The organism is Sphingobacterium sp. ML3W, assembly GCF_029542085.1.
Classification (GTDB): domain Bacteria; phylum Bacteroidota; class Bacteroidia; order Sphingobacteriales; family Sphingobacteriaceae; genus Sphingobacterium.
Map to the genome: position 1 here is coordinate 1,804,709 of NZ_CP107036.1, position 25,438 is coordinate 1,830,146.

The window sequence follows — 25,438 nt, forward strand, 5'->3', positions numbered from 1 at the left end:
CGATGGTTGTGTTACTAGAGCTAGTATACAATTTAAAACATAAGGTACCTTCATCATAATCTGTTTCGTTGATCCAACATCTATAGAACCCTCGTCATGCAAAAGTCGTTTGAATTGGATTAGTTTAAACCAATTGCCCTTTGTAATTGTTCCTTTAATAAAAGCTATAGTTATAAATGATATAGCAATTGCATTCAATCATCAAAATAATGGAAAAGACATTACAGCATTCGATAGTGAAACAAGGTTTGATTATTTTATATTATTTCAGCAATAGATGGTATCGTAAATGTCTCTTTACGGAAGGCCATATTCCCGCTTTAAATACAACTCCCGCCATGAAAACGTTAGAGGACCTCGAAAAAACGAATACACTTACCAAAGGGGAACTTAGGTGCAATCATCAAGATGAAGACAATGACAGCAGTGATAGGCCACATCAAACTGATAAAAAGTCAGGTGGAGAGGAAAAAAGCAGTTAACCAAAAAAAATACAGATTAACCGCTAAGGTCAATCTGTAAGAACTCGTAGCTGATTGTTTTGGCTAAAATCGATGTCACGGATAAATACCATCCGTTTATCTCCGGTTTTTGTTGTTCGTCCATGGTAGACACATCGAAGTTTGCCTTCGCGGTCTCTAAAGATGCTGTTGTGTCCTGTACCTGACACGATCCCTCCTCTATCCGTATTTTTTTCAATAATCGGATTCGTTTGTGATTTTTCATAGCTTCCCAACGGAGATTTAGCGGTAGCATAACCAACAGCATAATTTGCTCCCGCAAAATAATTTGCAGAATACATCATATAATATTGTCCTTTGGCGTGGATTAAGAAGGATCCCTCTGTCCACCTTCTGTTAATTTCGCCAGAAGACACCGACCGACTTTCCCATTCCGATTGTGCATCACTCATGCGCGCGGGAGGACGTATTAAAAGTACCGGCTTTCCAATCACGTTCTGCATGCTACTGTCAAGCTCGATACCATAAACCCAGCTTTCTTCAATAGCATTGTACCCCCATTTAGACTTGGCCCAATCGGCAATTTCGGAGGCAACGGGATGTTCATAGCAGCAACGCGAATAAAATAAATAATTTCTATTGTCGACATCCCGAAAGACATTCGCATCAATAATAGGATATCCAGGGTCAAATAATGGTTTACCTGTCAAATCTATAAATGGTCCCAAAGGACTATCCGCTACGGCAACACCAATACGATAATTCTCCAGCTTATTTCCAGGGTTTTCCTTCCAGTGCGCACTATAATACATATAGTATTTATTATTGATGGCGTACACCTCTGGCGCCCAAAAGTCCTTGATCCCCCATCCTTTGGCCTGTTTGCCATCATACACTTTCCCAGCTTCCTTCCAATGCCTTAGATCTTTAGAACTGTATGCTATAAACCCATTTTCTGTGCCTCCCGTTCCGTATAGATAATATAGATCTGTAGGTGGATCATATAAAATAAAAGGGTCACCAAAAGCGACATCAATAGGCTCGTCAGATTTGTTGACAAGCTCAAGCAACCTGAACTTGGAACTGTCAAATTTGGGAATTGCAATACCACTTTGTCTATCAGAAGCAAGATCAATAGGTACAATAGCTGTACGTCTTGGAGCAACTTGAGTGTCAGAATAATGTGTATGACATATATAATACCATTGTTGTCCTTTTTGGAATAAATCACCATGGCCAGTACCGGAAAATCCACTTGTATGCTGGCTCAATAAAGGATTTGTTTCAATTTTTTTCCAGGGACCATACACATTGTCCGCTACCGCAACACCTACGGCATAGTCTTTATTTCTAAAATCATTGGCCGAATAAAACATATAATAATGATTGCCTTGCTTTACAACAGTAGGTCCCTCACTGACTGACCATGTTGAACCAGCAGTATTCTCCCAAGCTTTTTCAGCATGCAAACATTCTTTTAATGTTTCTTTTTTGATTCCTGAATAGTCATCTTTTAATTCCGCAACGAAGATGCGGTTTCCTTCCACCAATCTCACATGAAACAAATATTTTTTACCATCGCTGTCCCTAAAAACATAGGGATCAATCTGCTTTCCGCCATCAATAAGCGTTCTGGCAATGTCCTGTTTAAAAGGGCCCATCGGAGAATCGCTGATAGCGATGGCAATTTGCTCATCAGCTGTATAAGCCATGTAAAATTTGCCTTGCTCCGACCAGACTTGAGGTGCCCAAAAGCCTTTGGTTCCAAATACATCTTCTTTTACCAATGCAAATCCAGCTTTTGCACCAATGGGGTCCTCCCATTGTTTCAAGTCTTTAGACCGATATACTTTAAAGCCTAACTGTTTATCGCCATCACCATTGGTACCATATAGATAGTAATAACCGTTATCGTAGAAAATGGTGGGATCCGCCTGAAAAATAGCATTTTCCAATATCAGTGACCTGGCCATAGAATCGGTTGGAGACTGCGTAAAAATACCATGCCCTGTTGCGTAGCTCAACGAATCTATCGCACTGAGAATAAAAAGCAATACATAAAATTTCATCTGTTTCACCTGAATACAATTTAAGTTCACACTAAAATTGAACAAATAATTTTTATATCACAGGTGTTATCGTATCAATGAAAGATCAATTTGTATCTTTTTCTTATGATCAGGGTTAATTCAATATCCCATTTTCGAAGGCAAACTTCACTAAATGTGCTGTATTTTTCACACCCGCTTTATCAATTAAATTTTGACGATGGCCCTCCACTGTACGCTTACTCAAAAAGATCTTATCGGCAATTTCAATATTTGTATAGCCTTCAGCGATAAGCCCCAAGACTTCAAGTTCACGTTCAGAAATTTCAAAATCTGCCCGTGATCCTATCGGATGCTGCGCGTAACGTTGCCCCGAACGTATATGTTCCAAAAGCAACATGGAGATCTCTTCACTCATATATCGGCCACCAGCTGCAATGTGGTTGAGCGCAAAAAGTAATTCGTTATACCCAATGTTTTTTACCAAATATCCCATAAGGCCATACTCAAACCCTTCGATGACATAATTAATCTGGTTCAACATCGACAGGATGACGACTTTTATATTTCCATATTGCTTATATAAGACCCGCAAAAGCGCTATACCATCCATTTCCTCCATGCTGATATCCGTCAAAATAATATCTGGAACTGAATCTGGATTCGATTGCAGGTAATCTAGCGCTTCCTTACCATTGGAAGCCTCCCCAACAACTTCAAAACTATCCTGGGATTCTAAAAGCAATTTAATACCATTGCGCACCACCATATGGTCTTCTACCAATAGGATTTTTATCATATCGTCTTTTTAAATAGTTGATTTAAGAATTATACCCTCTTCGAGGGTGTCACTAACAATTTGAGCACTGTAAAGCTCTGTTATTTTTATTAAACGCAATGGGCTATCCACACGTTTGGGTGTCTGTAATGAATTATCTTCTTTAAAATAAGGTAACACCTTAATAAAGATTGCAAAATCGATGAGCTGCACAGATATCGAAATTGCCTGAATAGGCATCTCCTCCTTCAAATATTCAAATAGTGCCGTAAGCAACTTAAAAAGGCGAACTTGAATATGACGCTGAAGTTCCTTTAAATTTGGATCGAGAATAATATCTATGGTAAAACTCAGCTTTTGTTTATAGGAAGCCACTACTTCATCAATCGCATGGAAAATCCCAAGATCATTCAAAATTGGGTTATAGAGCAAAGTCGCTTTATTACGCAACTCAATTACTAGAGAAGCCAATGAATCACGTAAACAATGTAGCTCTTCAAAATCACCGTGTCTGTTGGTGAAATTCTGGAGCGAAATACGCATACCATACACTTCTTGAGCAAGCTCGTCCCTAAAGTAACGCCCAATACGCCCGAAATCTTCTTGTTGACTCCGGATAATGGATTTGTAAAATTCTTCTTGGTTCCCACCCCAAATCTGATTTAGATCATGCCCCCCTTCGTTTCGCTGTGATTGATCTATATATAAATTTTCGTCTTCGTTCCCCATAGTATTATGCTTTTTTGTACCTATGTTTAATAACCATTATCAAACTCGAACAGTTTTTAAAAACTGATAAAACGTTAAAAGATGGCTGTATAGTTTATAGTACTACGTATAAATACGTAGTAATACGGGATAAAGAATGGATTTAAACAAGGTAAACACTTGTTGTTAAAGTAAAAAACACCTTAATTCTCTCCCCGAATCAGACGGTATAACTATTGAAATAAATAGCAATAAACACTGATTTACAATGGCTTACAATAGAAACAAAATTACTCAACGCGATTTTAAATTTAAAAACATTGACTTTTATCTTTTTTTTCTAGCACCCTAATTGTAGTAACCTTGGCACTGATAGACACTTAAAAATTGATAATATGGAAAATACAACAATCGATCAACTGTTTAAGGAAAAGAGACCTACATTAAAATATTTGGCTGCTCAATTTACAAGTGATCCAGATGAAAGAGAAGACTTGGTACAAGAAACTATGGTTAGATCATTGTCTTCCATAGAAAAGTTTATAAAGCATCCTAAGCTCATGTCCTGGTTATATATCATTATGAAGAATACATATATTAACCAGTATACACGGAATAAGAGACTGGAAAATTACCGCAACGAATATATAAGCACCGGTTATGTCAATGAAATTACCCGTAACCGTGGCGAAAACAACTTTGTAGCATCGGATATTCAGCATGCGCTCAATAATTTACCAAAGGATTATTACAATGCTTTTGCGTTATTTTTGGAGGGGTTCAAATATTATGAAATTGCGGAGCACTTGCAAATACCTGAAGGAACTGTAAAGACACGTATCCATATGGCGCGCAGGTCTTTACAAAAGCAACTTAAAACCTACTCGAAGAGTATTTATTAAAAATAGCAACCCTTTATATAGTGAAGCAGGCGCTCATCGTGCCTGCTTTTTTGTTTACCTATTTCCGATTTGATTTTTTTGGGTCAACAGCAGCTCTCCCATTAATTTAGTATATTAGACTAGGTACTAACTAAATCCAGATTAATAATTATAGATATATGAGAAATAAAATAAAGTTATTGTCGCTATTTATCAGTAGTGGTTTCCTATTGATGATATCCTGCCAGTCTGTCTCCAATGATAATCAAAACCGGATACGGGTCAGCGGTGAAGGAAAAATTAGGATAATGCCAGATCAAGTTACACTCACCATAAATACGGCATTTACAAAACCGAGGATGGTGGATGCTGTAAGGGAAACACAAAATACCGTAGATAGTGTCATTGCTATACTTGGAAAATACGGAAATAAAAAGGAAGATATAAAGACAAGCAGTGTATCAGCCAATAAAGACTATCAATATATTGGAAATACGACTAAATTTGTCGGCTACCAAGCACAGCAGACTATTGATTTTGTCCTACATGATCTATCCAAATTCACTGAATTAACGGGAAAATTACTCGAGACAAAAATAAGCGGAATTGGTTCCATTTCATTTGCCCACTCCAAAGCCGACAGTATTCTACGGGAAGCTGACCTGATTGCCTATGACGACGCACTAAAATCCGCCCAAAAGCTGGCTTCGAGAGCTGATGTAAAAATTGGTAAACTCTTGTTCCTGTCAAACGATGGCAGCGCTTCCAATGAAACTACCGGTAACAGAACGGGTATGGCTTTAGAAACATTTAGTAAAGCTTATGGCGGGGAAGGTTTTAAAATAGCACCTGAGGTACTCGAATTTAAAAGAACAATCTACACCGAATTTGAAATAAAATAGCACACTCGCTAAACAATACAATCGGTCCAGCGCATAATAAAATGTCCCCAAAAGTTGAACACTTTTGGGGACATGGTATTTTCAGTATTTTTTTATTGCAATTTTGCTAGAATTTGAGACTCAGCTCGGCAGCAAAATTCCTGGGCATTTGGGCGACAACCACTCCTTGTCCAGAAAAATAATGTGCATTGCTGATGTTGTTCATCTTGACACCAAAACGATAGAAATCACGTTCAAGAGAGATCGAAGCATTAAGTAAGGTATAAGCTGGGAATACAAATTTTCCTGTTGTAGAATTATCAGCCGAAACCTGCTTTCCAACGTGATTGACACCAAATCCAAAACCCAGTCCCTGTAATCTTGGAGTCTGTAACACATAGCTGACCCAGGAGTTAAAAACTTGTGCAGGACCTGCAGAAGCAGGACGGCGCCCTTCTACCGTAGAATCCGCCCGTTGATACCGACTATCATTATAGGTATAGCCCGTAAGAATATTCAAGCCTTTGATCGGATTGGTAATCAGCTCCAGCTCAACACCTTTGCTGCGTTGTTCCCCATCCTGAAAAGTTATATTATATTTATCACCTTCATAGACAATGGACTCCATACGGGTCATATTATTCACGACAATATCGTAATAAGAAGCCGTAAAATTAAAACGGTTATTCCAGAAATTGGTTTTGATCCCAGCTTCCCATTGATTGGCCAACTGGGGCTTCATCTCATTAGGATATTGACTTAACTCATTATCAGCTGGAGGCACATAGCTAAAGCTATTCATATAGTTACCATAGGCCGATAATTTATCTTTAAGAACTTGATATACGACCCCAAACTTGGGTGAAAGCGCCGTTTGCTTAAAGTTAGCCTCTCTTACATTTGTATTTAAGTTCAATTGACCACGGCTGTTATAATGATCCAAGCGCAAGCTCACGATAGTCGTTAAACGATCTGTCAGAGACAGTACATCGGATATATAAGCGCCATAGATGTTGCTTGAAGAGTAATTCCGAAGTAGCGGTTTAGTGGATAGCTGTATCTTTTGGGTAACGAGTTGATTGGAAATAGATTTATAGCCCTTTTCTAAATCCAGCGCGTTGATCGTGTCGAAGACGATAATGGATGAATTATTATTCCGTAAGGTCTGGTTCAGGTAATCTAGCCCGATCAAAATTTTGTTTTTGACATTTCCGATCTGGAAACTTCCATTGAAATTTTGTTGTATACTAGTCGAGCTTCCCTCTGTATTCTGCCATTGAACATTTCTCTCGAGTAAAGCGTCACTTTCCTCACCTCGAATAAATTGGTATTGGTACATACCTTCTGTTTTTCTGAAATTTCTGGAGATCAACGTCTGTGAAGTCCAATTATCTGAAATTTTATAATTTACCTCACCTTTGATATTGATGGATGGCGCTTTCAACGTAATATCATTGTTTGAATAGGATCTATTCCAGTCAAATCCAAGTTCCGCAGGTCTCTTTGCAATAAATTGGCGTCTGCGTGTAAGAAAGATTATGGGGGTATTGGTTCCTTCGTAATTATATATCTGCGCACCCAGATTAAACGTTAACCGATCATTGACCTCATAGCTAAACGTTGGCGCAGCAAAAAATGATTTTCTAAATTCGGAATCACGGAAACCGTTTTGGTACTGATAGGCTGTATTTAAACGAAACAGCGTCTTACGGTTGCTGGTGATAGGTCCGAATACATCGGCTGTAAGGCGATTTAAGTTATAGCTACCAAATAAATAAGATACTTGGCCGCCGTAGTAATCCTTAGGTTTCTTCGTGACGAGGTTGACCAATCCACCGAAAGAGGTCGCTGCTCCGCCATATAAAGTACCTGAAGGACCTTTTATAACCTCGATACGTTCCACATCCGCAGGATCAATTTCACCATTCGTGTTTGCAGGGAGGCCATCTACCAAACCTATTTTCGTTGGGAATCCACGCAGATTGTAATAAATAGCACCATCTGACCCACGGCCTGGACTTCCTTGCACTTTTACCATCCCCACAACGTTTTTAACAGCCTCCGACAAATCAGTGGTCAACTGCTCTTTCATCAATTCTTTGTTGACATTGGAATAGGACTGTGGGTTTTCCATATAGCCCAACTGCACCTTTGCAACTTTTGAGCTATCGCGTTCTAAGAATTTATTGCGTCGGTAACCATATACGGTCACCCCATCCAGATAGTAATTGTTTTTAGTCCCGTAAATCGTTGGAAGGACAGTTGTCTGGTTGTCAACATGAATATTTTCCCGCAATAACTCAATATCATTTAGACTGACTTGTAGAATATAATCACCTGGAGGAACATGGTCTAAATAAAATTCTCCAGCAGCGTTTGTCCGCCCCTGGTAAGATGTATTTAATAGCCGAACAATGGCATCCTTGGCAACTACGGACTGGTCTACCATGATTTTGCCGGATATACGATCAGCTTTCTGGCCGAATGCTGTGAAAAACAGCAGGATTGAGACGATAAAAAGTATCGATCTTTTCATAAAAATTGTAATGGTTTTAAATTCTATTGAATATTTTATTTAGACAAATTCTAAACAAAAGTAATCTATATTTTTAAAATTCAAAACAAGCTTATAAATTCAGGCTGACAACAAACCTTTCGCCATTCACTTGTAATATTTACTATAAAAAAAAAACTATCTAATGAGTACAATTATTTCCTCACAGCACTCTTAAACAACAAAAATAGGCTATTAGCACTTATTTATATTCAATAAATTTAAACCCAATTTCCACAAAAAAGATAAAAAAAAGCTGTTTAGCGCACTTATTTTTAGATTAGAAAGCCGCCCCCCTACTTCCTGTCTCATGGTATATTAATCGATAAAAAAGCTACTCTCAGAAATTTCCAAGAGTAGCCAAAGTTTTAGATTTTTCTTTGGAATATTTAGGGTACGATGCTCAATACTATATTCGTACTCCGGGCGTTAACCCCAGGATCATACATAGATTCTATTGTCGTGATTCCTGAATTAAAAATCCCTAGGTTATTCGCTTTAACCTCATACTCGTAAATGGATCTTCCCTTAGACAGGCGATCCATAAAATAATTTGTTGAAGCATCTTTCGAGCTGAAGTAGTAGTTCTTCCGCCATTGATATCCCGAAGGACTAAACACCGGTTCTACACCAGCTGGACGGCTATCTTTCAGATGAATGTATTGCATCGGCTCGTCATTGATTACCGTAATCCTAACTTTGATACGTTCCCCCAGTTTAGCTTCCTTGGATTCTACCCATTGCCCTTTTCGTTCCACTAGATATACTTTCTGAACGGAAAGTGCATTTGTACTTGATTTTATCTGATCAAGATCAGCAAAATACTGATGCACAACTGCTCCATAAACCGTTCTTTCGTTATGATTTTGAACTTGAATATCAAGATCAGTCTGCAAATCGACTTTATCGAACTGCTTACTGACTTCTCCCAAAACAGTATTGCTTAATTCGGCCTTTTTGTTGTTAATCGAGATCTGTACCGTATTTTCAACAACAAAGTCTTTTGGATTGTTAGCCAATAACAGTGCGTATATTGCATCTACAGTCATCCAGGTACTATACCAATGATTTACCTGTTTGTTATAATAGATCCATTGAGTGACTTGATTTAGCTTAGCCGGATTGTTTATTTTGTACGCTTCCACAAGATAGGATTGCAAACTGATCTTATTGTACTGGTTTACATTACTTTTCCAATACATTCCTTTCTGCACATCGATCACGGCCTCCTGATCAAGTCTATTCTTGATCTCCATGCTCTGCTTGCCCTGGCCAAAGATCTGGCTCACAATCCATGTTTTCGCTGCCAATCCAGCGCTACGACCAGCGCTACTTAACGAAGAATTGACCAATTTGCGCTGCAATAATTGGAGGGAATCCTTTGGTATAGGATTAAATTCAGTCCAATATCGTCGTGCAAACAAATAGTCTATCCCTAGATCAGCGCTGGCTTTGGCTGAAAATATAGCGGGATCCCGGTCAAGATAGTGTGAGAGTTTTGCAGCCATCGTACGGATATCACTATTGACCAAGCTTTTATCCAAATAGAGTACCTTACCGATAATTTCAAGCATACGGATACTAATTTCAGTATTAGCCTGTCCTCCATCAAACCATGAAAATGAACCATCTGCGGATTGATTATTGCGTATTTTTTGTTCAACAGCGTTGATTTCGGCTTGTATATCCGTTCCAAAGAACGCTGCAATTTTCTTCAATCGTTCAGCATCACCCTGTATGTCACGCAACCAAGGCATTTCTTCCATTTTGAACTCATTTAAACTACTATTCTCCTCCAATCGGCCTTTTTTTGTATCAACATTCAATTTTTTGAAGTAGTCTGTCACTGCTGGATAATGCAACTGAATATATTGGGCCATCTTGAGACCAAACCACTTACTACTCAACTGTTCGTTGCATTCGTAAGGATAATTTTTCAGATAGTCCAGTGCGGAGAGTATTTCTAAAATGGGATTGCTTTGTACCTGGATTCTCCCCATGAGATTGTCCTTCGTACTTCCCTTTACTGTGAAATTTTTGGATTCACCGGCTTTTAAGATGATCTTCTCTGTATCACCAATCAGTATCTTATTTGGCAATACGGGGATTTCAATAATCTCACCATCCGAAAACTCACCTCCAGCTGCAACGATACGAATCTGTATCGTAGGATATTCTGCCGGAATTGTTAACGACCATGCTACCGTGCTGTTATTTGATGCCTCAACACTGAAGTTTTTTAGCGCTGAATCGATCTGGAAAGCAGTTGAAACCACTTGATTATTTCGTGGGTCGATAAGCTCTATTTTTGCATTCCCCTGAATACGCTCTTTGCTCAGGTTTTGAATTTGTGCTTTGATCGTTAGCTGGTCATTCGTTCTAAAATAGCGTGGAATATTCGGACGCAGCATCAACTGCTTTTGGGTTTGTGTAAAATACGTCCCGCTAGCCGATGCCAAATGCTGATCATGAGCGAAAAGCAGCAATTTCCATTTCGTCAATGCTTCGGGACTATCAAATTCAAAACTGATATTCCCTGCTTCATCGGTATACAAATTGGGATAGAAGAAAGCAGTTTCCTGTAGATTAGTCCGAGCTTTTATATGTTGTAGCTGTTTATCTGCTGGTAAGTCCATCCCACCGCTAGCTGTCGCACTACCGCTCATCCCAGACTGGGCGACCTCCTCATTTACCACCATATATTCTGCGTTTACTGCATCCCCCACAGCTAAAGGCTCATACATAATCGCCGAAGTAGGCAATGGCGCCGACTGCTTTGCTGCCGCAGGCATACCTCGAAGAACAATCCGGGTACCACCGTTTCTAAGACGTGGTTCCCTTGATCCAAAGTACAGTGTTGCCGCGGCACGATAAGCTTGTTCATCGATCAACTCCTCGTATGTCACATCCCTTTCCAAGGAGCTTCCAAAGAAGCCCCTGCGGGCTGACAATAGATCATAGTTGTAAATTTCATCACGCCGATTATCCGTATAAACCCCATAGAAATTCGAAGTAAAAATGTTCCCTGAATAGGTCTGCTGTTGAAAAGCGTTTATAATATAGTAGTTATTTGATCTTGGATAATACGGATAACGAAATTGGAAAGAACCTAAAGCGTGGCTAGCGAATGCGTCCAAAGATGCATCATACATTGTCGCCAATACCTCGGTCGCGATTGGTTTATCCTCTTGTTTTACCGTAAAACTCCATTTTTCTTTTTGACCGGGTGTTATTTTATCCCTAAATGTCTTGGTTTGAATTGTTAGTTCCTTATTTTGTTGCGAAATAGGGATAACAATATGGGATAGCGTCATTTTATTATCCACCAAAAATAATGCATTCAGTTGCAGTTGCCCTACGACATCCTGCTCAGTCAGCACAAATTGATAGGCAATACGACCATCTTTCCAACTTAATACCTTTGTCTCTAATTTCTGCGAACCTCGCTCACGAAACAGTAGCAATTTCCTGGCATTTTTTACATCCGTCTGCATATTGATGGTAACCTGATCACCAATTTTGTATTTGAATTTATCCAACTGGTAGGAGAAAAACTGCTGGTCGCTTAGTTTCTTATCTTTCGACCGATATAGACTAGTGTAGCTAATAGCGCGCACCGTATCCCCTTTAAGTATACTGATGGCTTCGATCTGATATCGTCCCCAATCAAACTGTAATGAGTCCAGTATGATCTTGCTCGTATCTGCGTTATCAAAATCATAACTGGCTATCTTCGTTTTTTTCTCTTCTTTTTCGAGCGAAGCCGGATCGAAATAAAGCGGAAAATACTTGCTATAAAGATCTTTTGAAAGCAAATGGTACTCTGCCCTTGCGAAACTTCCCCGATATTCATCTGTCAGCGGAAGGCTTGCCTGTTCCAATTTATAAATGTTGACCTTTCCGCTGAATTTTAATGGGAAACCATTTTGATTCTGCTTTAAAATGGTAACATCCCGCCATTTTTTTTCTTCCATCAGATTCGGTACCTGAATCTGGAGCTGCCATGGACGGGATGAATAGGTATAACCTCCAGAAGCCATCTGCATCTCCCCTGTCTGATTGATCACCTCAGCCTGGTATACCAATACATAATCTTTCAATCCGGAAAACTGACGATCCATCAATGGCACCCGTATCGTAAAGTTCCCCCGAGCATCAACAGTTGTGGTAGAATCACTATAAACGATATCCTTTCCTTCCTTGGCATTATAAAACGAAACTTTATACTTCACTGCTGCGCCAATTAGCGAAACACCTGAAAGACTCTCCGCCTTGCCAATGAATACCGCTGTATCTTTCGAAGTATAGGTGAACTTGTTTGGCTCAAAAGTTACTTCAAATGTTGGACGTTTATATTCTTCAACCTGAAAATATTGCTGATCAAGTTGTTTAGAATCGTGAAATACCAATAGATTATAATTTCCATTCAATGCTTTTGATGGCAATTGGAAACTCGAATGGACAGACCCAAATAAATTGGTTGTCAAACTGATCGAGTCAATCTTCTGACGATTGGCATCCTGAAGATAGATTTTCACATTTTGCTTTTCCAGGACTTTGCCCTGTTGTACATGATCATCGTAAAGAATAGTCTTAAAATAGACTTTTTGCCCAGGACGGTAGATGGCTCTATCCATCAAGCTGAGCGCACGCATATTTGTTCTTTTATTGCTCTCCTCTACAGACGTCATCCGATCTTCATAATAAACATTATTTTGTTGCTGATCCAAAGGAATCATCGTTTTTTCCCCGTGAAGCAACAGCATGTGATTATGTAAATAGGCAGCATTTTTGGGAGAATAGGTGGATTTGTAATTGAACTCGCCCGCAGCATTGGTCTTTAATTGCGTGATCAATTTAGGCAGGGCTTTATTTCTCAATTGATAAAGTTCCACCATTTCATTTGCGTAGGGAGCGCCCGTTTTCCGGTTCAATAGCAAACCCGTATAGACAAATTCATTTTGAGGTTTTATATTTATACTTCCAGACAAAAATGCGTCAGAAACAATCAGCTGAGAAACAGCTACATCCCGATCCTGACCATTATCTTGAAATGATTTATTATTACCGATCAAAATCGTGTAGGCACCAGCTTTAAGGGGATTAATTTTATAAATAGTATTGTGCGTCGTATAATCTTTAAAGGCTTTCAATACCACCTGCTCCTCGTAGACCAATGGCCCATTTACTGTAGTCTGATAACTTGCAGAATCATATTTTACCGTAAAATCTTTTGCGCCCTTAACTGTAGGACTTGTATTATAAACCCTGATATATAAAGTATCCACATTCGTGTGGTTAACCTGGAAAGGAACATATTCATCCGTCGGAGCCGTTCTTTTATAATTTAGGCTGATGAAAGCCTTTTTTATTTCCCTCGTCAAATTATCCACATTCGAAATCCAGGGCGATTTTGGATATTCTCTTAACGCTTGTTCAAGATAGGTGATTGCCTTTGTCTTTTTCCCAATATCGTTGAAACTTGCCGCCAACCGATAAAGTAAAAATGCGTTGTAGTCACTTTTATAGGTTTTTATATGCTCCAGGTAGCCTCCTTCCCGCTCTTCGATATTATTCCATTTCCAATCATAAGACATGATATAGCTGCTTGCATCTGGATAATCATTCTTGGTGCTGATTGCCAACAATTGCTTTTTAAGTTTATCCTTATCAGCCGCATTAGTAGCTTTTAATGTATTCAAAAAATCCAGATATTGATAACCTAAAAAATGGTAAAGAGTGGGATTCAGGCTCATATTTCGTGTTTCGACAAACAGCCCCTTCCAGCGCGCTATAGGTTCCGCACTTAAACTGCTTACATCCGAAATTGAGAGACGAAAAATGGAATCGATCATACCAATTTTACCTTTTGCTTCTTTAGCTACAAATTTGTTCTGGCTTTTACTTGCATATCGGTTGATATTTGAAAATAAATAAAGTGCATAAAAGTTTTGGAGAACCAATTTATCCAGCTTTTCAGCAATCCGGATATTGTCTTCGAAATGTTTCTGGATACGCAAAAAAGCGGAATCTTCAGATTGGTTTACTTCCAACACTTTCCCTTCCGCCAAAAATGCACGCACCCATTCCGCCTGGTTTCCAGAGCGTCGGGCTTCGGCTTTAATATCTGCCAATATGGGCAATGTCTGTGTGAAGTTTTTAATTGCAATGAGCCTTTCGACCTCATTCCACTTTGTCTCCACCTTGCCTGGCTTAAGCTCCTGCGAAAATCCCCAGATTGGGAGACATGTCAACAATAACCAAATGTATCTTTTCATATAATACCACGCTAAATATCTACTAAATATGAGCATTTTTTTTCTGAAAGGATGCAGCAAATAAATAGATTCCATAATCGTTTAAGAAAAAATTAAATAGTAGCCTATTTAGCATCCCGAAAGCGTATTTTACTTCTTTTATTTATCTTTACGATAAAATACAGCATATGGGTTATTTAAAATTTACGAGCATCTCTTTCTTTCTGGTCCTAGTCTTATCAGCATGCCAAAATAAGGCTATGAATTCAACATCGACAAAACAAGAGGCAGCAGCGGATACAACAATTCCTCCTCAGCAATCACAAGCTGAAAAAGCCCTTCCAGCTGCATCAGCACCAATGATCAATCCGACGGACTCCGTGATAGCTGGTCAGGTTTTAGTACCTTTTGCTTATCGCATCTGGGATGATAATAACGTATCCAAAGTGATTAACAACGGCTGGTTGGAACTTCATCGTAAAAACGGAAAATATAACGTTGCACCAGCGAAATATACCATTACTTATGAGAAAGAAGAACCTTGTTCGGGCTTACCCACAGAAACCATAAATCCGCAAAATGATGTGTTGGTGTTTTTTAACATATCCGCTATACAGAATGGTTCAGTAGACAGTATAGCAATTCCCAATAAGATTATTCCCCCCAATAAACCTGCTGAATTTACCTATAAAAATGACCGTTATGAGTTGCGTGCTACTGGTATTGAATTCTATAGGGATGAGGATCAGAAACCCAATGCAAGATATACATTAAAGCTTTTTGTCAACGGTCAATATCAGCGGACACTGATCGACCAGACTGCCTATCATGATACAGCGACGGCGCTCGAATTTATTGGCGACCTCGATCGGGATGGTAAATTAGACTTTGTTATCTCCAGTCCCCGTGATTACGAAGAATCGAGAACGATCATTATCCTATCCACAGCAGCATATCCATTTGTTGGTACGGTACAGTTTGATTGTTAGTTGGTCTTTTTTTAATATGTCATTTCCTTATTGTAATCTTAAAGATAATAATTTACCGAAAATACGAGATCAAAAATCAAACAATTCCACTGTCTAAGAACAACCAAAATAAAATAGTTATTTTTTCATATATTTAATAAATAATTCATATCCAGTTAATATCAGTTTCGTTCCTTTATAATAGAATAATTAATGCAGTTAACACTTTAATGTATCAATTATGAAAACGATCAACTTTTTTTTCCAACGGATTATATTTAGAATCTTTTTAGGTCGGTTCAGTTCGTTCTATTCACCACTAAGGTTCCATAAAGATTAATTCATATTCAGGTCGGATGACACATCTGACAGCTATATTTCGATAAATGCATTTAACCAAAGATGCCTTTGGCAAAGATTTTATTTGGGGAGTATCTACCGCCGCTTATCAAATCGAGGGGGCACATGATCAACATGGCAAAGGCCCTTCTATATGGGATATCTTTGTAAAGAAAAGAAACCGTATATTTCAAAATCAACATGGCGATCACGCCTGTGATTTCTACAATCGCTATACACAAGACCTCGCATTAATGCAAGGTATGCACATTCCTAATTATCGTTTTTCCTTGTCTTGGAGCCGTATCCTGCCAAATGGTATTGGGCAGCCCAATCAGTCAGGTATGGATTTCTATGATCGCCTGATCGACCTCTCACTGGAACTGGGGATTACACCCTGGGTTACGCTATATCACTGGGATCTCCCCCATGCTTTAGAAAAAAAAGGTGGCTGGGTCAACCGTGATGTCAAAGATTGGTTTGGTGAATTTGTATCCACATGTGTTGCCCGTTATGGAGATCGTGTCAAAAATTGGATGGTGCTTAATGAGCCAACCGTATTTACGGCTGCAGGATATTTCTTTGGTGTACATGCTCCGGAAAGAAAAGGTTTGGGCAACTTTCTTGCGGCGGCTCACCATGCTGCATTAGCACAAGCACATGGCGCTAGGATCATAAAATCATTACAACCGGACAGCCAGGTGGGTACGACTTTTTCCTGTTCCCATGTAGAACCATTCACCTCAAGGGAAAAAGATGTGATTGCGGCAAAAAAAGCGGATGTATTACTCAATAGATTGTTCATCGAGCCATTACTGGGCATGGGTTACCCTACACAGGAAATCAAAATTCTCAATCGAATTGAAAAATACATCAAACAGGGTGATGAGAACGATTTAAAGTTTGATATGGACTTTATCGGTATTCAAAATTATACACGTGAAATGATTCGCTATGCCATGTTTGTCCCCTATCTTCAGGCAAAGATCGTGACGGCCAAGGAGCGTAAAGTTGAAATGACCGAAATGAACTGGGAAGTATACCCTAGCTCCATCTACCAAATGCTGAAAAAATTCAGTAGTTACCCCAATATGCCGCCACTCCTTGTTACCGAAAATGGAGCTGCTTTTAAGGATCAAATTGAGCATGGACAGGTACATGATCCCAGACGGTTGAACTATTTGCAAGAAGCCATACAGCATGTCTATCAGGCAAAAGAAGAAGGTGTAAATGTGAAAGGCTACTTCGTCTGGACTTTTTTAGACAATTTTGAATGGGCGGAAGGATATCGGCCACGATTTGGGTTGGTGTATGTTGATTTTCAAAACCAGCAGCGTATTATAAAATCCTCAGGTCACTGGTATGCTAACTTCTTAAAATAAACCTTACTTCTTTTCTGACCGACGTTTCCATCTATTGACAAGTATCAGCAGTAGCGGAATCAATAGGAAGGGTAGTAATAAACTGATTATAGTCACGACTGTATTTCCTCCGTTATCACCTAAAAAGTAAGCCGACAGCGAACCTAACAAAACTGGAACACCAAAGACCACAATTTTCACCCATGCTAATTCGTTCTCATCCTGACGAATATCACGAGTAGGAATATCCTCGACCACGTTAAACTCCTCGACATTGAAGTAGGCTAAAATTTGTGTTATTTCAGATGCTGTTAACTCCCGTGGTCGCAAAATCTCTCCTTTTACAACAATGAGCAACCCACGCTCGTCCTGTTGAATGCTATCAATGTCCTTTGTTCTAAAGTATTTCTTATACCCCATCGGATTAAGGGCATAGCCCTTATAATCATTACTCCCAGGGTAAAGGCAGGAAAAATTATCCGCATTCATTGAAAAAATAATATCCGTATGATCATCCCGAACAGTCTTTATCTGACTTATCACAAAGAGAATACAACTTAATGCCAGAAATTGAAGGATAAGCATCCAAAAGGATAACTGTAATAACCAGGATAAGAGCAAGGCTAAAAAAATCAAACCAAAGGAAAACCATTTCAGATGCACAATGAGGTCTATTTTTCGGCTCAGAAAATAGGTAATAATTACACAGGCAACAGGCGCTATACTTGATTTCCAATCCCAAAAGATGGAAAGAAAACCTAATAAAAAAATAAGACCAAACAAAATCAATGTGGCATAATTCCCCTTTTTACCTAAATTTTTCCGTTCGATTTGGATACTATTCCCCAAGTTTCAGCGCTTTTTAAAATAATGATTGCTTTCTTGTTTGCTTATATAGCATTAATTGGATAAAGATATTTATATTTATCCAATTAATGAATATTTAAATAGAGAGATAAACAGGGTAAATTTGACTTATGAAGACTTTTCAGTTTAAATCACACAATGTTAAAAAGGGCTTAATCTTTGGATTCAGCTATTTGGTTATAGTTTTTGCTATTTTCAGTCTTATCTATGGCGGTATCAATGGCATGGCCGATGCTGTCAATAACTTTGGATCAGCCAAAGTGCTGGGCTTCTTTGTCGCAATCATTGTTATTGGTCCATTTGTTGTGATCCTGCAGCTAATTAACCCCAAAATAGAGGTACATATCGATCACCAACATGTCCTGATCAAACAAAAGAAGAAACCGGATCAGTACATCCCTCTAGGCGATATTTATAGCATGAAGATAAACCATGCATTGGTTAATCAGCTTCAGCTTTTCGATCAGCAAGGACAGTTAATCATAACGATCCACCCCCAACAGGATATGCAAATCATTTACGGGATTGCTACTGAAATAGCACAGCATAAATCCTTCACCCAACAAAAAGGTAGCAAGAAGATCTTTGGTAATCCGGTTGAGACCATGTCTTACACAAGGAAGCTTTAAAACTGAAACAGATTAACATTCTCGACTTGATTCAAAATAACACAAAGATTTTAAATAGAATAAAAATAATACGTGAAGGTATACTATCCAAATAATCAATGGACATTTTATATGATAGCCCCGCTCATTGGCTGGGTGGGGATTTGCTATTTAATCTTTGTCGAGCGAAATTTTTCCTTGGTTCTTATGGGCTTGGTTTTATTTTCTTTTCTTGCTTTTTGCTATTGCCTTTACGAAAGATTTGGAACCAAATTAACCATCTATGCAGATCGGCTGGAACTCCGCCAAAACTTTCAACAGCCCCAATCATTTTACTACACAGATCATGAGTTTGTCGTGGGTCCGACCTATGATACCTATACCCGACAGGTTTTTTCAAAAAAATACGCAGGTCGAGCGCGTTATTTTTTTATCTATCCATTGGATGAAAGTGGCAATCGTGTGAAAATGCTTTCTACTGCGCTTGAACTAAGTATTACTAAGGGTCGATATCGAAAAATCCAAAAAGATTTGTCAGAAAGCTTGAAAAAGCTGAATCTTCTAGCACATTTGCATTATAATAATAACAACGACACTATTATTGTTAGAAATAGATAATCCTGTTTTTAACAGCAGCACAACATTCAAATTTATTTTAGCTCCAGCAGTTCCTTGCCGAATTTTTTCTCAATAAAAGGATTCATCGGTGGGATGCCAAATTTAGTATTGTCCAACCAAAATTTGCTTGTATAACGGCTTTTCAATGCGAGCCAAAGACCTGAAGTAACCTCTTTCTTTACACTCTTGAATTCTTCTTTCGTCATGAATCGACGTTCTTGCGTATAAAACTCACTCAAAAAATCAAAAGGAACAAATTCCGATTTACTACCTCTTTTGATAGCACCGACGTTCATTACCACCCTGCTGACCAACTTACCCTGTTCAGGTTGATCGAGATTTGTCGGCGAATAATTTTCCATGGTTACGCCGGTATATTGCTGCCCTTTGACCTTAAAGAAGCTTACTTCTTTTTGGCTATTGGGTGGAATAATATCAAAATATACCTGTACATCACCACGGGCTGTTTTTTGGATATATCCGGTATTCAGATTATCCGTCCGAATGATTCTCCGCCCTTTATCCTGAACCATAACAAATTGTGACGGAAGATCATTGGCAACAGACTGCGCTTTTATGCGCATCACATGTGGCTTCCATTGCCAAAAATTGCCCATCACCTCTCTAAAATTCTGAGTAGCGATGGAATCCTCAAAAATCCGGTAATCCAAAATACGGTGATAGACTTTCCCATTTTTGTTTTTCAACGGAATATAATATTCAATAATTCCGTCGTAGAAATAACGTGTACGCTTATTGAAAAAAGTAGTATTTCTAAAATACCCTTTCAAAATCAGATAATCATACTGACTCTTATCTTCGATAGCGATCTCATCTATTTTAATGCTACGCGGAATCAATTTGATCAGCTTCTCTTTTCGCAGCTTCGAACTCGATTCATGATAATTATTATAGGAAATATGCTGCAATATGATCTTTGTATTTGCATGCTGCTTCAGCGAATCCATAGCGAACTCCCCTTTCGCATTTGCAACACCTAATAATGTTCCATCTTCAGCGTAAATATTCACTAAAGGCACAGGTTCACCACTCAAACTATCAACGATATGGATTTGAGCAAATAGCATGTTGCAACTAAAAAAAACACACAGGGAAAATAATATTTTTGCCATAAATCAAATTATTGATCCAAAATATAAAATAGTCATTAAAATAACTGTCAAAAATCGTTAAAGAACAGCCACAACGAAAATCCACTTCAGCAAATATACTCTACTAGTCTCCTTTTATTAAGAGCTTTTTTGCCCTGTATCGTCGTTCTCTATAAACTTCTTTTTATATTTAGCCATTAATCTAATGGTATAATATGGATAAACGCATTTCAATAAAGGAGCTTGAGAGAAACGTAATCTTTTGGTATTATTATTTATGCTGGTTCCGTGGTTATGATACTGAAAACGAATTAAATATTGATGAAGCACTGGATGTTCTAAAAATTGATGCGGAGGATTTAGCCAATTGGGAACAACTTTTCTTCCCTCCTAATACAGATGATGAAGTACTTCGATATATCGCTGAAGACCTGACAGAGGAATTGTCCATTTATATCCAATTCCGTTCAAATGCAATCGTTTTCTTTCTCAATGATAACTATATCGGTAATCTAGGCGGCCATTTTGAAGCCTGGTTTCTGACCTTAGAAGAATTGAAATCTTTTGTGAAGTATCCGTTTGTATTTTTGTTACTTCTACCGATGCTCGGCATTCCGGCAGCACAGGCACAAGAAACCAGATCATTGATAGCAAAACACTTGAAAATTATTCCAATTCTTGCAGATCATGCTTCATATATCGCAAGCTGTATCACAAACGGGTTAGTTATGACAAACGGTTTTGTACAGCAAAATGCACTAGGCCTAACCAATGATCAAAATCACAGTGTCAGAAATATAAATCAATATCCGAGCGATAAAGATGACATCATCGAACTGAATAAAATATTGGAACAGTTTGTCCACAAAGACTAACCTCTACCAACTTTATTTGATAAGCATAATCACGATGATAACATTAAAGAGAGTCTACTACCTGGTTTTAATGTGCGCAACAATAGTCTTCGGATTATTATCGCGGAAAATTACAGGAATCCCTTTATCTGTGGGCGATGGTTTATATGCTGTGATGATCTACTGGTTATGTAGGTTTATTTTTTTTCAGCGATCCCTCAACTTTTGCTTTGTAAGTTCACTGGTATTTTGCTTTGCAATTGAGTTTTTACAGTTGGTACAACATCCACTATTAATCAGCCTCAGAAGCCATCCGCTATTACGACTGCTATTTGGCCAAGGCTTTCTCTGGTCTGACCTAATAGCCTACATCGCTGGATCTGCTATCGCTTTTCTCTTAGATCGATCTTTTCACCGATCCAAGACAAGATAGAAAAGATTCCAATCGCTTATTAGGGAGTATTTTTTACTTTGTCGTTTTCGCTCCCATACTTTTTCCAAGATTTTCATACACCACATCATTGGGTTGCCATAGTTCGATTTTATTCCCTTCAATATCCATGATATGAACGAATTTTCCATAATCAAATATTTCTATTTCATCCAGTACATTTACTCCTTCTTTTTTCAATTCAGCAACTAAATATTCGAGGTTTTCGACACGATAGTTGATCATGAAATCTTTTTCGGATGGTTGAAAATAGCTGGTTTTCTCGTTAAAAGGGCTCCATTGAGAAAAACCTTTCTTGGTACTGTCCGCTCCCTGGTACCATTCAAATACTGCACCATATTCATTTGTATTCAGCCCGAGATGAGTAGCATACCAAGCCCGCATTTTTTTAGGGTCTTTACACTTAAAAAAGATTCCACCAATCCCTGTCACCCTTTTCATTGGAGGTTCTATCGTATCATTCTTCACTGCGTTAAAAGCATAGCCCATGCAAAACGCCGATAATATACTGACAATAAAAAAGAATCTTTTCATATTTTGATCGTTTGTTGTCCTTAACGAATGTAGTGATTAAGCCTTATATAAGTAAGTTATCGGCGTTTTATTTTACAGGTATAATTTTCTCAAATCGTATTCAGATAATCATTTAATGACAGCTCCGTTTCGACCTGTAATTTTTTTCGTAATCTATAGCGGTGGATTTCAACTCCTCTGACGGTAATATTCTGTAATTGCGCAATTTGTTTGGATGTAAAATGAAGTTTCAAATAAGCACATACTTTAAGATCATTGCGGGATAATCCCGGATGTTTTTCCTTTAACTTATTCAAAAAACCATCGTTAAGCTCATCAAAATGGCTGGCAAATTGATTCCAGTTAGCGCTGTTTTTTTCAATATCTTTTAATAGGTTATTAATGCGCTTTAGATTGGAATCTTCATCGTCACCCGTATCCAGCTTAGCCAATTCATCCCTTACTTTGATCAATGCTCCCGAATTTTCCAGCAGCTGCATACTAGTACTCGCCAATTCTTTTGTTTTGGTGATGACCTCATCTGCCAACTTCTCATTGTTCAGCTTCACAATTTCTTTTTCATTTTTTTCAATTTCCAGCTGATGGATGTAACGCAATTGCTCCAATTGTTTTTCATGTTTTAGCTGCTGTTTGTGCTGTTCAATTTTTCGCAGACGAATCAGACCCAATACACCAAGTGTAGCGAGTAGAAAATAGCCAATTTTTGCCCATAAGGTTTTATACCAAGGTGGCAAAACGACAAAACTGTATTCCGCTACATTGGACTCTTGATTTAGGTTGTTCCGAACCTTAACTAAGAACGTATACTGGCCGTCCTGCAAGTTGGTATACGACTTTTCGGACTGCTGTGTCCAAGAAGACCAATTCTCATCATACCCCGACAATTTATAGCTAAACTCAAGATGTTGATGTATGCCATAACTTGGTGAAGAGAAGCTAAATCGGAAAGAATTGAAAACAGCAGGCAACTGCAAGATACTATCCTTTCCAGACGCTTCTTTTAGTTTTGAGATATTTGAAAAAAAACCAGCAAAAATAAGACTATCACCCTTCCCTGTTGCGATGACTTGCGAGAGCATAGCGACCAGTTTAAAGCTTTGTTTCAGGTATTTGTCATAATTGATATGAAGCACTCCTTTTTCTGCGCCTACATAGATATTATTTTTATCGAAACTATAGATATGCTCAAAACCGGAGGTGCTCATGCCTTCTATTTCTGGAAAATTAACCAAATGATAGGTTCCCTTTTTGGCCTCAAACTGTCCAAGGCCAACTGTTTTCTTTGTACAAAACCAGATATTTCCATCTTGGTCATCCTTTAGATAGCGGATGGTCAGATCCTTAAAAGCAGCAAACTGTTTGCTTGGCACAAATCGCTTGCTATTATAATCATAATTATAAAGCCCTTTTTCCGTTGCAAATACCACTTGATTTTTTATTCTAAACACATAATTTTGATAATCCGCGGGTAGTCCATTCTTTTGAGTATAGAGCTCAGCCTGATAAGACTTCTTATCTTTTGACAGTGTTATTCGATATATTCCTCTGTAGGGATGTGAGGCCCATATTGTTCCATTTTCATCCTGTTCAAGAAAGCGAAAAGAATCAGATGGTCCATTGAGCAGGCCTTTGGATGAGAAAACACCGTTATGAAAATGCAATAGCTCCAAGCCCTGATAGGTACCAACTAAACTCTCTTCAATAGGATATACCATATTTAATGGAAGCAATTTCCATGTCCCTATACCCTGTGTTAGTGGTTTGATGGAATGATCCGTGATCTGAAACAAACCCTTATTGTGCCCCAGTAACACGTGGCCATTGAGTTGTTCTAAGCGCCAGGCTTCTCCAGCATCACTCCCCTGAAGCAGTGAAAACACGGCCGGCGAACGGCTTTGATCTATTAGATCACTTTTTATATTGGCATAATATACTCCATTGGATGAAGAAAGATAAAGTGTATTATCAAAGATAACAGAGGAATATCCGGTAACATCATTGTCCATATTTGGTCTCAGGTAACGAATAGCGCTTCCATAACTGATGACCGAAATTACATTATCAGTACCGATCCATATATTCTTTTGCTTATCAACGAAAACGGTGGTGACGTTCTTATTTTGCAAACCTTCCTTGACGCCGATCCGTTGTATTGTATTTCCGGCCATATCACGTATGTGACAACCTTCTTTTGCATTACCCACAACAAATGTTAACTCGTCGATCTGTGCTAAGGATGGGGTATAGCTACCATCGTTATCCTGCTTATTCAATCGCGTCATTTTTCTGCCTTTCAAGGCATAATTTTCATTATTTAAAGTAGATAATAATATACGATCCTTGCCAAAAGGCATTATAGTAGCAATCTTAACATCTTTAAAGGGTAAGTCTGTGATATAAGGAGTCCATTTATTATCCCGGAATTCTAACAAACCATTCTTCCGGTCCTGTGCATATAATATTCCCCCCGATTGTCCAATAAAATACCATTCCACAGCAGCAGGGTGTACTTGGATTTTTTGCCCTTTTAATTCAAATATAACATCAGTTCCTCGAAAAAAAACTGATTGTCCTAACCCAACAGTATTCCAGATATCCGCAAAGTTTCGATATTTTGGAGGAATTAACTCTTTCAATGACCTGTAGGTCAATCCCGATTGTGAAGAGCGTTCAAAATAGCCAAAGTCCCCTTGACCACCCACATATATACGATCATTAGCATCAATCCATATGGAGCGGATATTGGTATGGTTGGGCAAGGAGAATGTTTTCCAATATCGTCCATCAAATGTCAATAACCCTTCACTATTGCCAAAATACATAATCCCATGGCTATCCTGTTTGATATCCCAAGTTCGGCTCCCACCCTGATATATCGATTTGCTATAATTGTACACCAGTGGTAAGCCAAGCAAATCCTGTCCTATCAGCCGATTTGAAAAAACAGAAAGTAGCATAAAAAATAGGATGACAAAACACTTCATAATAATTCCCTTCAATTGGCTGACGTAAACTTGACGTAGCCCAAATATATTGAATTTTAGCCGAAAAACACAACATGACGTAGTGTTGTAGTATCTCTAAAATTCATCAATCCCATTTGTAAGACTAATTTTGATACTTGATAATTATAAACAATTCCTAAATTTTAATTCATT

At 38.4% G+C, this 25,438-nt stretch carries 17 protein-coding genes; 8 read left to right on the forward strand and 9 right to left on the reverse strand.

Features of this window, described 5'->3' with window-relative positions; translation table 11 throughout:
- The first annotated feature begins 209 nt into the window (after positions 1-209).
- A complete protein-coding gene (locus tag OGI71_RS07760; protein WP_282254825.1) occupies positions 210-482 on the forward strand; it encodes a hypothetical protein in 273 nt (90 codons plus the stop codon).
- A gap of 29 nt (positions 483-511) precedes the next feature.
- On the opposite strand, the gene OGI71_RS07765 is transcribed toward OGI71_RS07760, so the two are convergent.
- The 3 genes from OGI71_RS07765 to OGI71_RS07775 form a co-directional block, all read right to left on the reverse strand.
- Positions 512-2,530, reverse strand: coding sequence for a glycoside hydrolase family 43 protein (locus OGI71_RS07765; RefSeq protein ID WP_282256137.1), 2,019 nt, complete (start codon positions 2,528-2,530; stop codon positions 512-514).
- Between the two features lie 115 nt (positions 2,531-2,645).
- Positions 2,646-3,308: a response regulator transcription factor gene (locus tag OGI71_RS07770; RefSeq protein WP_282254826.1), complete on the reverse strand. Its 663-nt coding sequence runs from the start codon at positions 3,306-3,308 to the stop codon at positions 2,646-2,648.
- 9 nt (positions 3,309-3,317) lie between these two features.
- A complete protein-coding gene (locus tag OGI71_RS07775) occupies positions 3,318-4,016 on the reverse strand; it encodes a hypothetical protein (protein WP_282254827.1) in 699 nt (232 codons plus the stop codon).
- 374 nt (positions 4,017-4,390) lie between these two features.
- Here OGI71_RS07775 and OGI71_RS07780 point away from each other — a divergent pair, with 374 nt between their 5' ends.
- Together OGI71_RS07780 and OGI71_RS07785 are read left to right on the forward strand one after the other, a co-directional pair.
- On the forward strand, positions 4,391-4,897 hold the full coding sequence (locus tag OGI71_RS07780; RefSeq protein ID WP_282254828.1) for an RNA polymerase sigma factor: 507 nt from the start codon (positions 4,391-4,393) through the stop codon (positions 4,895-4,897).
- Between the two features lie 158 nt (positions 4,898-5,055).
- Positions 5,056-5,778 carry an SIMPL domain-containing protein gene (locus OGI71_RS07785; protein WP_282254829.1) on the forward strand — a complete coding sequence of 241 codons (723 nt, stop codon included), beginning with the start codon at positions 5,056-5,058 and terminating at the stop codon, positions 5,776-5,778.
- Positions 5,779-5,884: 106 nt separating this feature from the next.
- Here the strand turns inward: OGI71_RS07785 and OGI71_RS07790 are convergent, their stop codons facing one another.
- Together OGI71_RS07790 and OGI71_RS07795 are read right to left on the reverse strand one after the other, a co-directional pair.
- The gene (locus tag OGI71_RS07790) at positions 5,885-8,293 is read right to left on the reverse strand and encodes a TonB-dependent receptor (RefSeq protein WP_282254831.1); all 2,409 of its coding nucleotides are present in this window, start codon (positions 8,291-8,293) and stop codon (positions 5,885-5,887) included.
- 407 nt (positions 8,294-8,700) lie between these two features.
- Entirely contained in the window at positions 8,701-14,589 is a 5,889-nt protein-coding gene (locus OGI71_RS07795; protein WP_282254832.1) for an MG2 domain-containing protein, read from the reverse strand.
- A 239-nt stretch (positions 14,590-14,828) separates the two neighbouring features.
- Between OGI71_RS07795 and OGI71_RS07800 the strand changes: the two genes are divergently transcribed.
- Complete coding sequence (locus OGI71_RS07800; protein WP_282254833.1) at positions 14,829-15,557, forward strand: integrin alpha; 729 nt, start codon at positions 14,829-14,831, stop codon at positions 15,555-15,557.
- Between the two features lie 365 nt (positions 15,558-15,922).
- Entirely contained in the window at positions 15,923-17,257 is a 1,335-nt protein-coding gene (locus OGI71_RS07805) for a GH1 family beta-glucosidase (protein ID WP_282254834.1), read from the forward strand.
- Positions 17,258-17,260: 3 nt separating this feature from the next.
- Here the strand turns inward: OGI71_RS07805 and OGI71_RS07810 are convergent, their stop codons facing one another.
- Complete coding sequence (locus OGI71_RS07810; protein WP_282254835.1) at positions 17,261-18,085, reverse strand: hypothetical protein; 825 nt, start codon at positions 18,083-18,085, stop codon at positions 17,261-17,263.
- A gap of 128 nt (positions 18,086-18,213) precedes the next feature.
- On the opposite strand from OGI71_RS07810, the gene OGI71_RS07815 reads away from it, so the two are divergent.
- Together OGI71_RS07815 and OGI71_RS07820 are read left to right on the forward strand one after the other, a co-directional pair.
- Positions 18,214-18,732 carry a hypothetical protein gene (locus tag OGI71_RS07815; protein ID WP_282254836.1) on the forward strand — a complete coding sequence of 173 codons (519 nt, stop codon included), beginning with the start codon at positions 18,214-18,216 and terminating at the stop codon, positions 18,730-18,732.
- Positions 18,733-18,804: 72 nt separating this feature from the next.
- Complete coding sequence (locus OGI71_RS07820) at positions 18,805-19,329, forward strand: hypothetical protein (protein ID WP_282254837.1); 525 nt, start codon at positions 18,805-18,807, stop codon at positions 19,327-19,329.
- A gap of 32 nt (positions 19,330-19,361) precedes the next feature.
- On the opposite strand, the gene OGI71_RS07825 is transcribed toward OGI71_RS07820, so the two are convergent.
- Positions 19,362-20,417, reverse strand: coding sequence for a hypothetical protein (locus OGI71_RS07825; protein WP_282254838.1), 1,056 nt, complete (start codon positions 20,415-20,417; stop codon positions 19,362-19,364).
- 239 nt (positions 20,418-20,656) lie between these two features.
- Here OGI71_RS07825 and OGI71_RS07830 point away from each other — a divergent pair, with 239 nt between their 5' ends.
- Positions 20,657-21,316 (forward strand): Imm19 family immunity protein, encoded by a 660-nt coding sequence (locus tag OGI71_RS07830; RefSeq protein WP_282254839.1) that lies wholly within the window; start codon positions 20,657-20,659, stop codon positions 21,314-21,316.
- 445 nt (positions 21,317-21,761) lie between these two features.
- Here OGI71_RS07830 and OGI71_RS07835 read toward each other — a convergent pair whose 3' ends face one another.
- The gene (locus OGI71_RS07835) at positions 21,762-22,280 is read right to left on the reverse strand and encodes a VOC family protein (protein ID WP_282254840.1); all 519 of its coding nucleotides are present in this window, start codon (positions 22,278-22,280) and stop codon (positions 21,762-21,764) included.
- 89 nt (positions 22,281-22,369) lie between these two features.
- Positions 22,370-25,264, reverse strand: coding sequence for a triple tyrosine motif-containing protein (locus tag OGI71_RS07840; protein WP_282254841.1), 2,895 nt, complete (start codon positions 25,262-25,264; stop codon positions 22,370-22,372).
- Positions 25,265-25,438: the final 174 nt, after the last annotated feature.

Coding starts and splice junctions, on each gene's coding strand:
- OGI71_RS07840 (WP_282254841.1), bottom strand. CDS start 25,264: ATGAAGTGTTTTGTCATCCTATTTTTTATGCTACTTTCTGTTTTTTCA.
- OGI71_RS07800 (WP_282254833.1), top strand. CDS start 14,829: ATGAATTCAACATCGACAAAACAAGAGGCAGCAGCGGATACAACAATT.
- OGI71_RS07785 (WP_282254829.1), top strand. CDS start 5,056: ATGAGAAATAAAATAAAGTTATTGTCGCTATTTATCAGTAGTGGTTTC.
- OGI71_RS07790 (WP_282254831.1), bottom strand. CDS start 8,293: ATGAAAAGATCGATACTTTTTATCGTCTCAATCCTGCTGTTTTTCACA.
- OGI71_RS07765 (WP_282256137.1), bottom strand. CDS start 2,530: ATGAAATTTTATGTATTGCTTTTTATTCTCAGTGCGATAGATTCGTTG.
- OGI71_RS07770 (WP_282254826.1), bottom strand. CDS start 3,308: ATGATAAAAATCCTATTGGTAGAAGACCATATGGTGGTGCGCAATGGT.
- OGI71_RS07835 (WP_282254840.1), bottom strand. CDS start 22,280: ATGAAAAGATTCTTTTTTATTGTCAGTATATTATCGGCGTTTTGCATG.
- OGI71_RS07775 (WP_282254827.1), bottom strand. CDS start 4,016: ATGGGGAACGAAGACGAAAATTTATATATAGATCAATCACAGCGAAAC.
- OGI71_RS07805 (WP_282254834.1), top strand. CDS start 15,923: ATGCATTTAACCAAAGATGCCTTTGGCAAAGATTTTATTTGGGGAGTA.
- OGI71_RS07760 (WP_282254825.1), top strand. CDS start 210: ATGGAAAAGACATTACAGCATTCGATAGTGAAACAAGGTTTGATTATT.
- OGI71_RS07780 (WP_282254828.1), top strand. CDS start 4,391: ATGGAAAATACAACAATCGATCAACTGTTTAAGGAAAAGAGACCTACA.
- OGI71_RS07830 (WP_282254839.1), top strand. CDS start 20,657: ATGGATAAACGCATTTCAATAAAGGAGCTTGAGAGAAACGTAATCTTT.
- OGI71_RS07815 (WP_282254836.1), top strand. CDS start 18,214: ATGAAGACTTTTCAGTTTAAATCACACAATGTTAAAAAGGGCTTAATC.
- OGI71_RS07825 (WP_282254838.1), bottom strand. CDS start 20,417: ATGCTATTTGCTCAAATCCATATCGTTGATAGTTTGAGTGGTGAACCT.
- OGI71_RS07795 (WP_282254832.1), bottom strand. CDS start 14,589: ATGAAAAGATACATTTGGTTATTGTTGACATGTCTCCCAATCTGGGGA.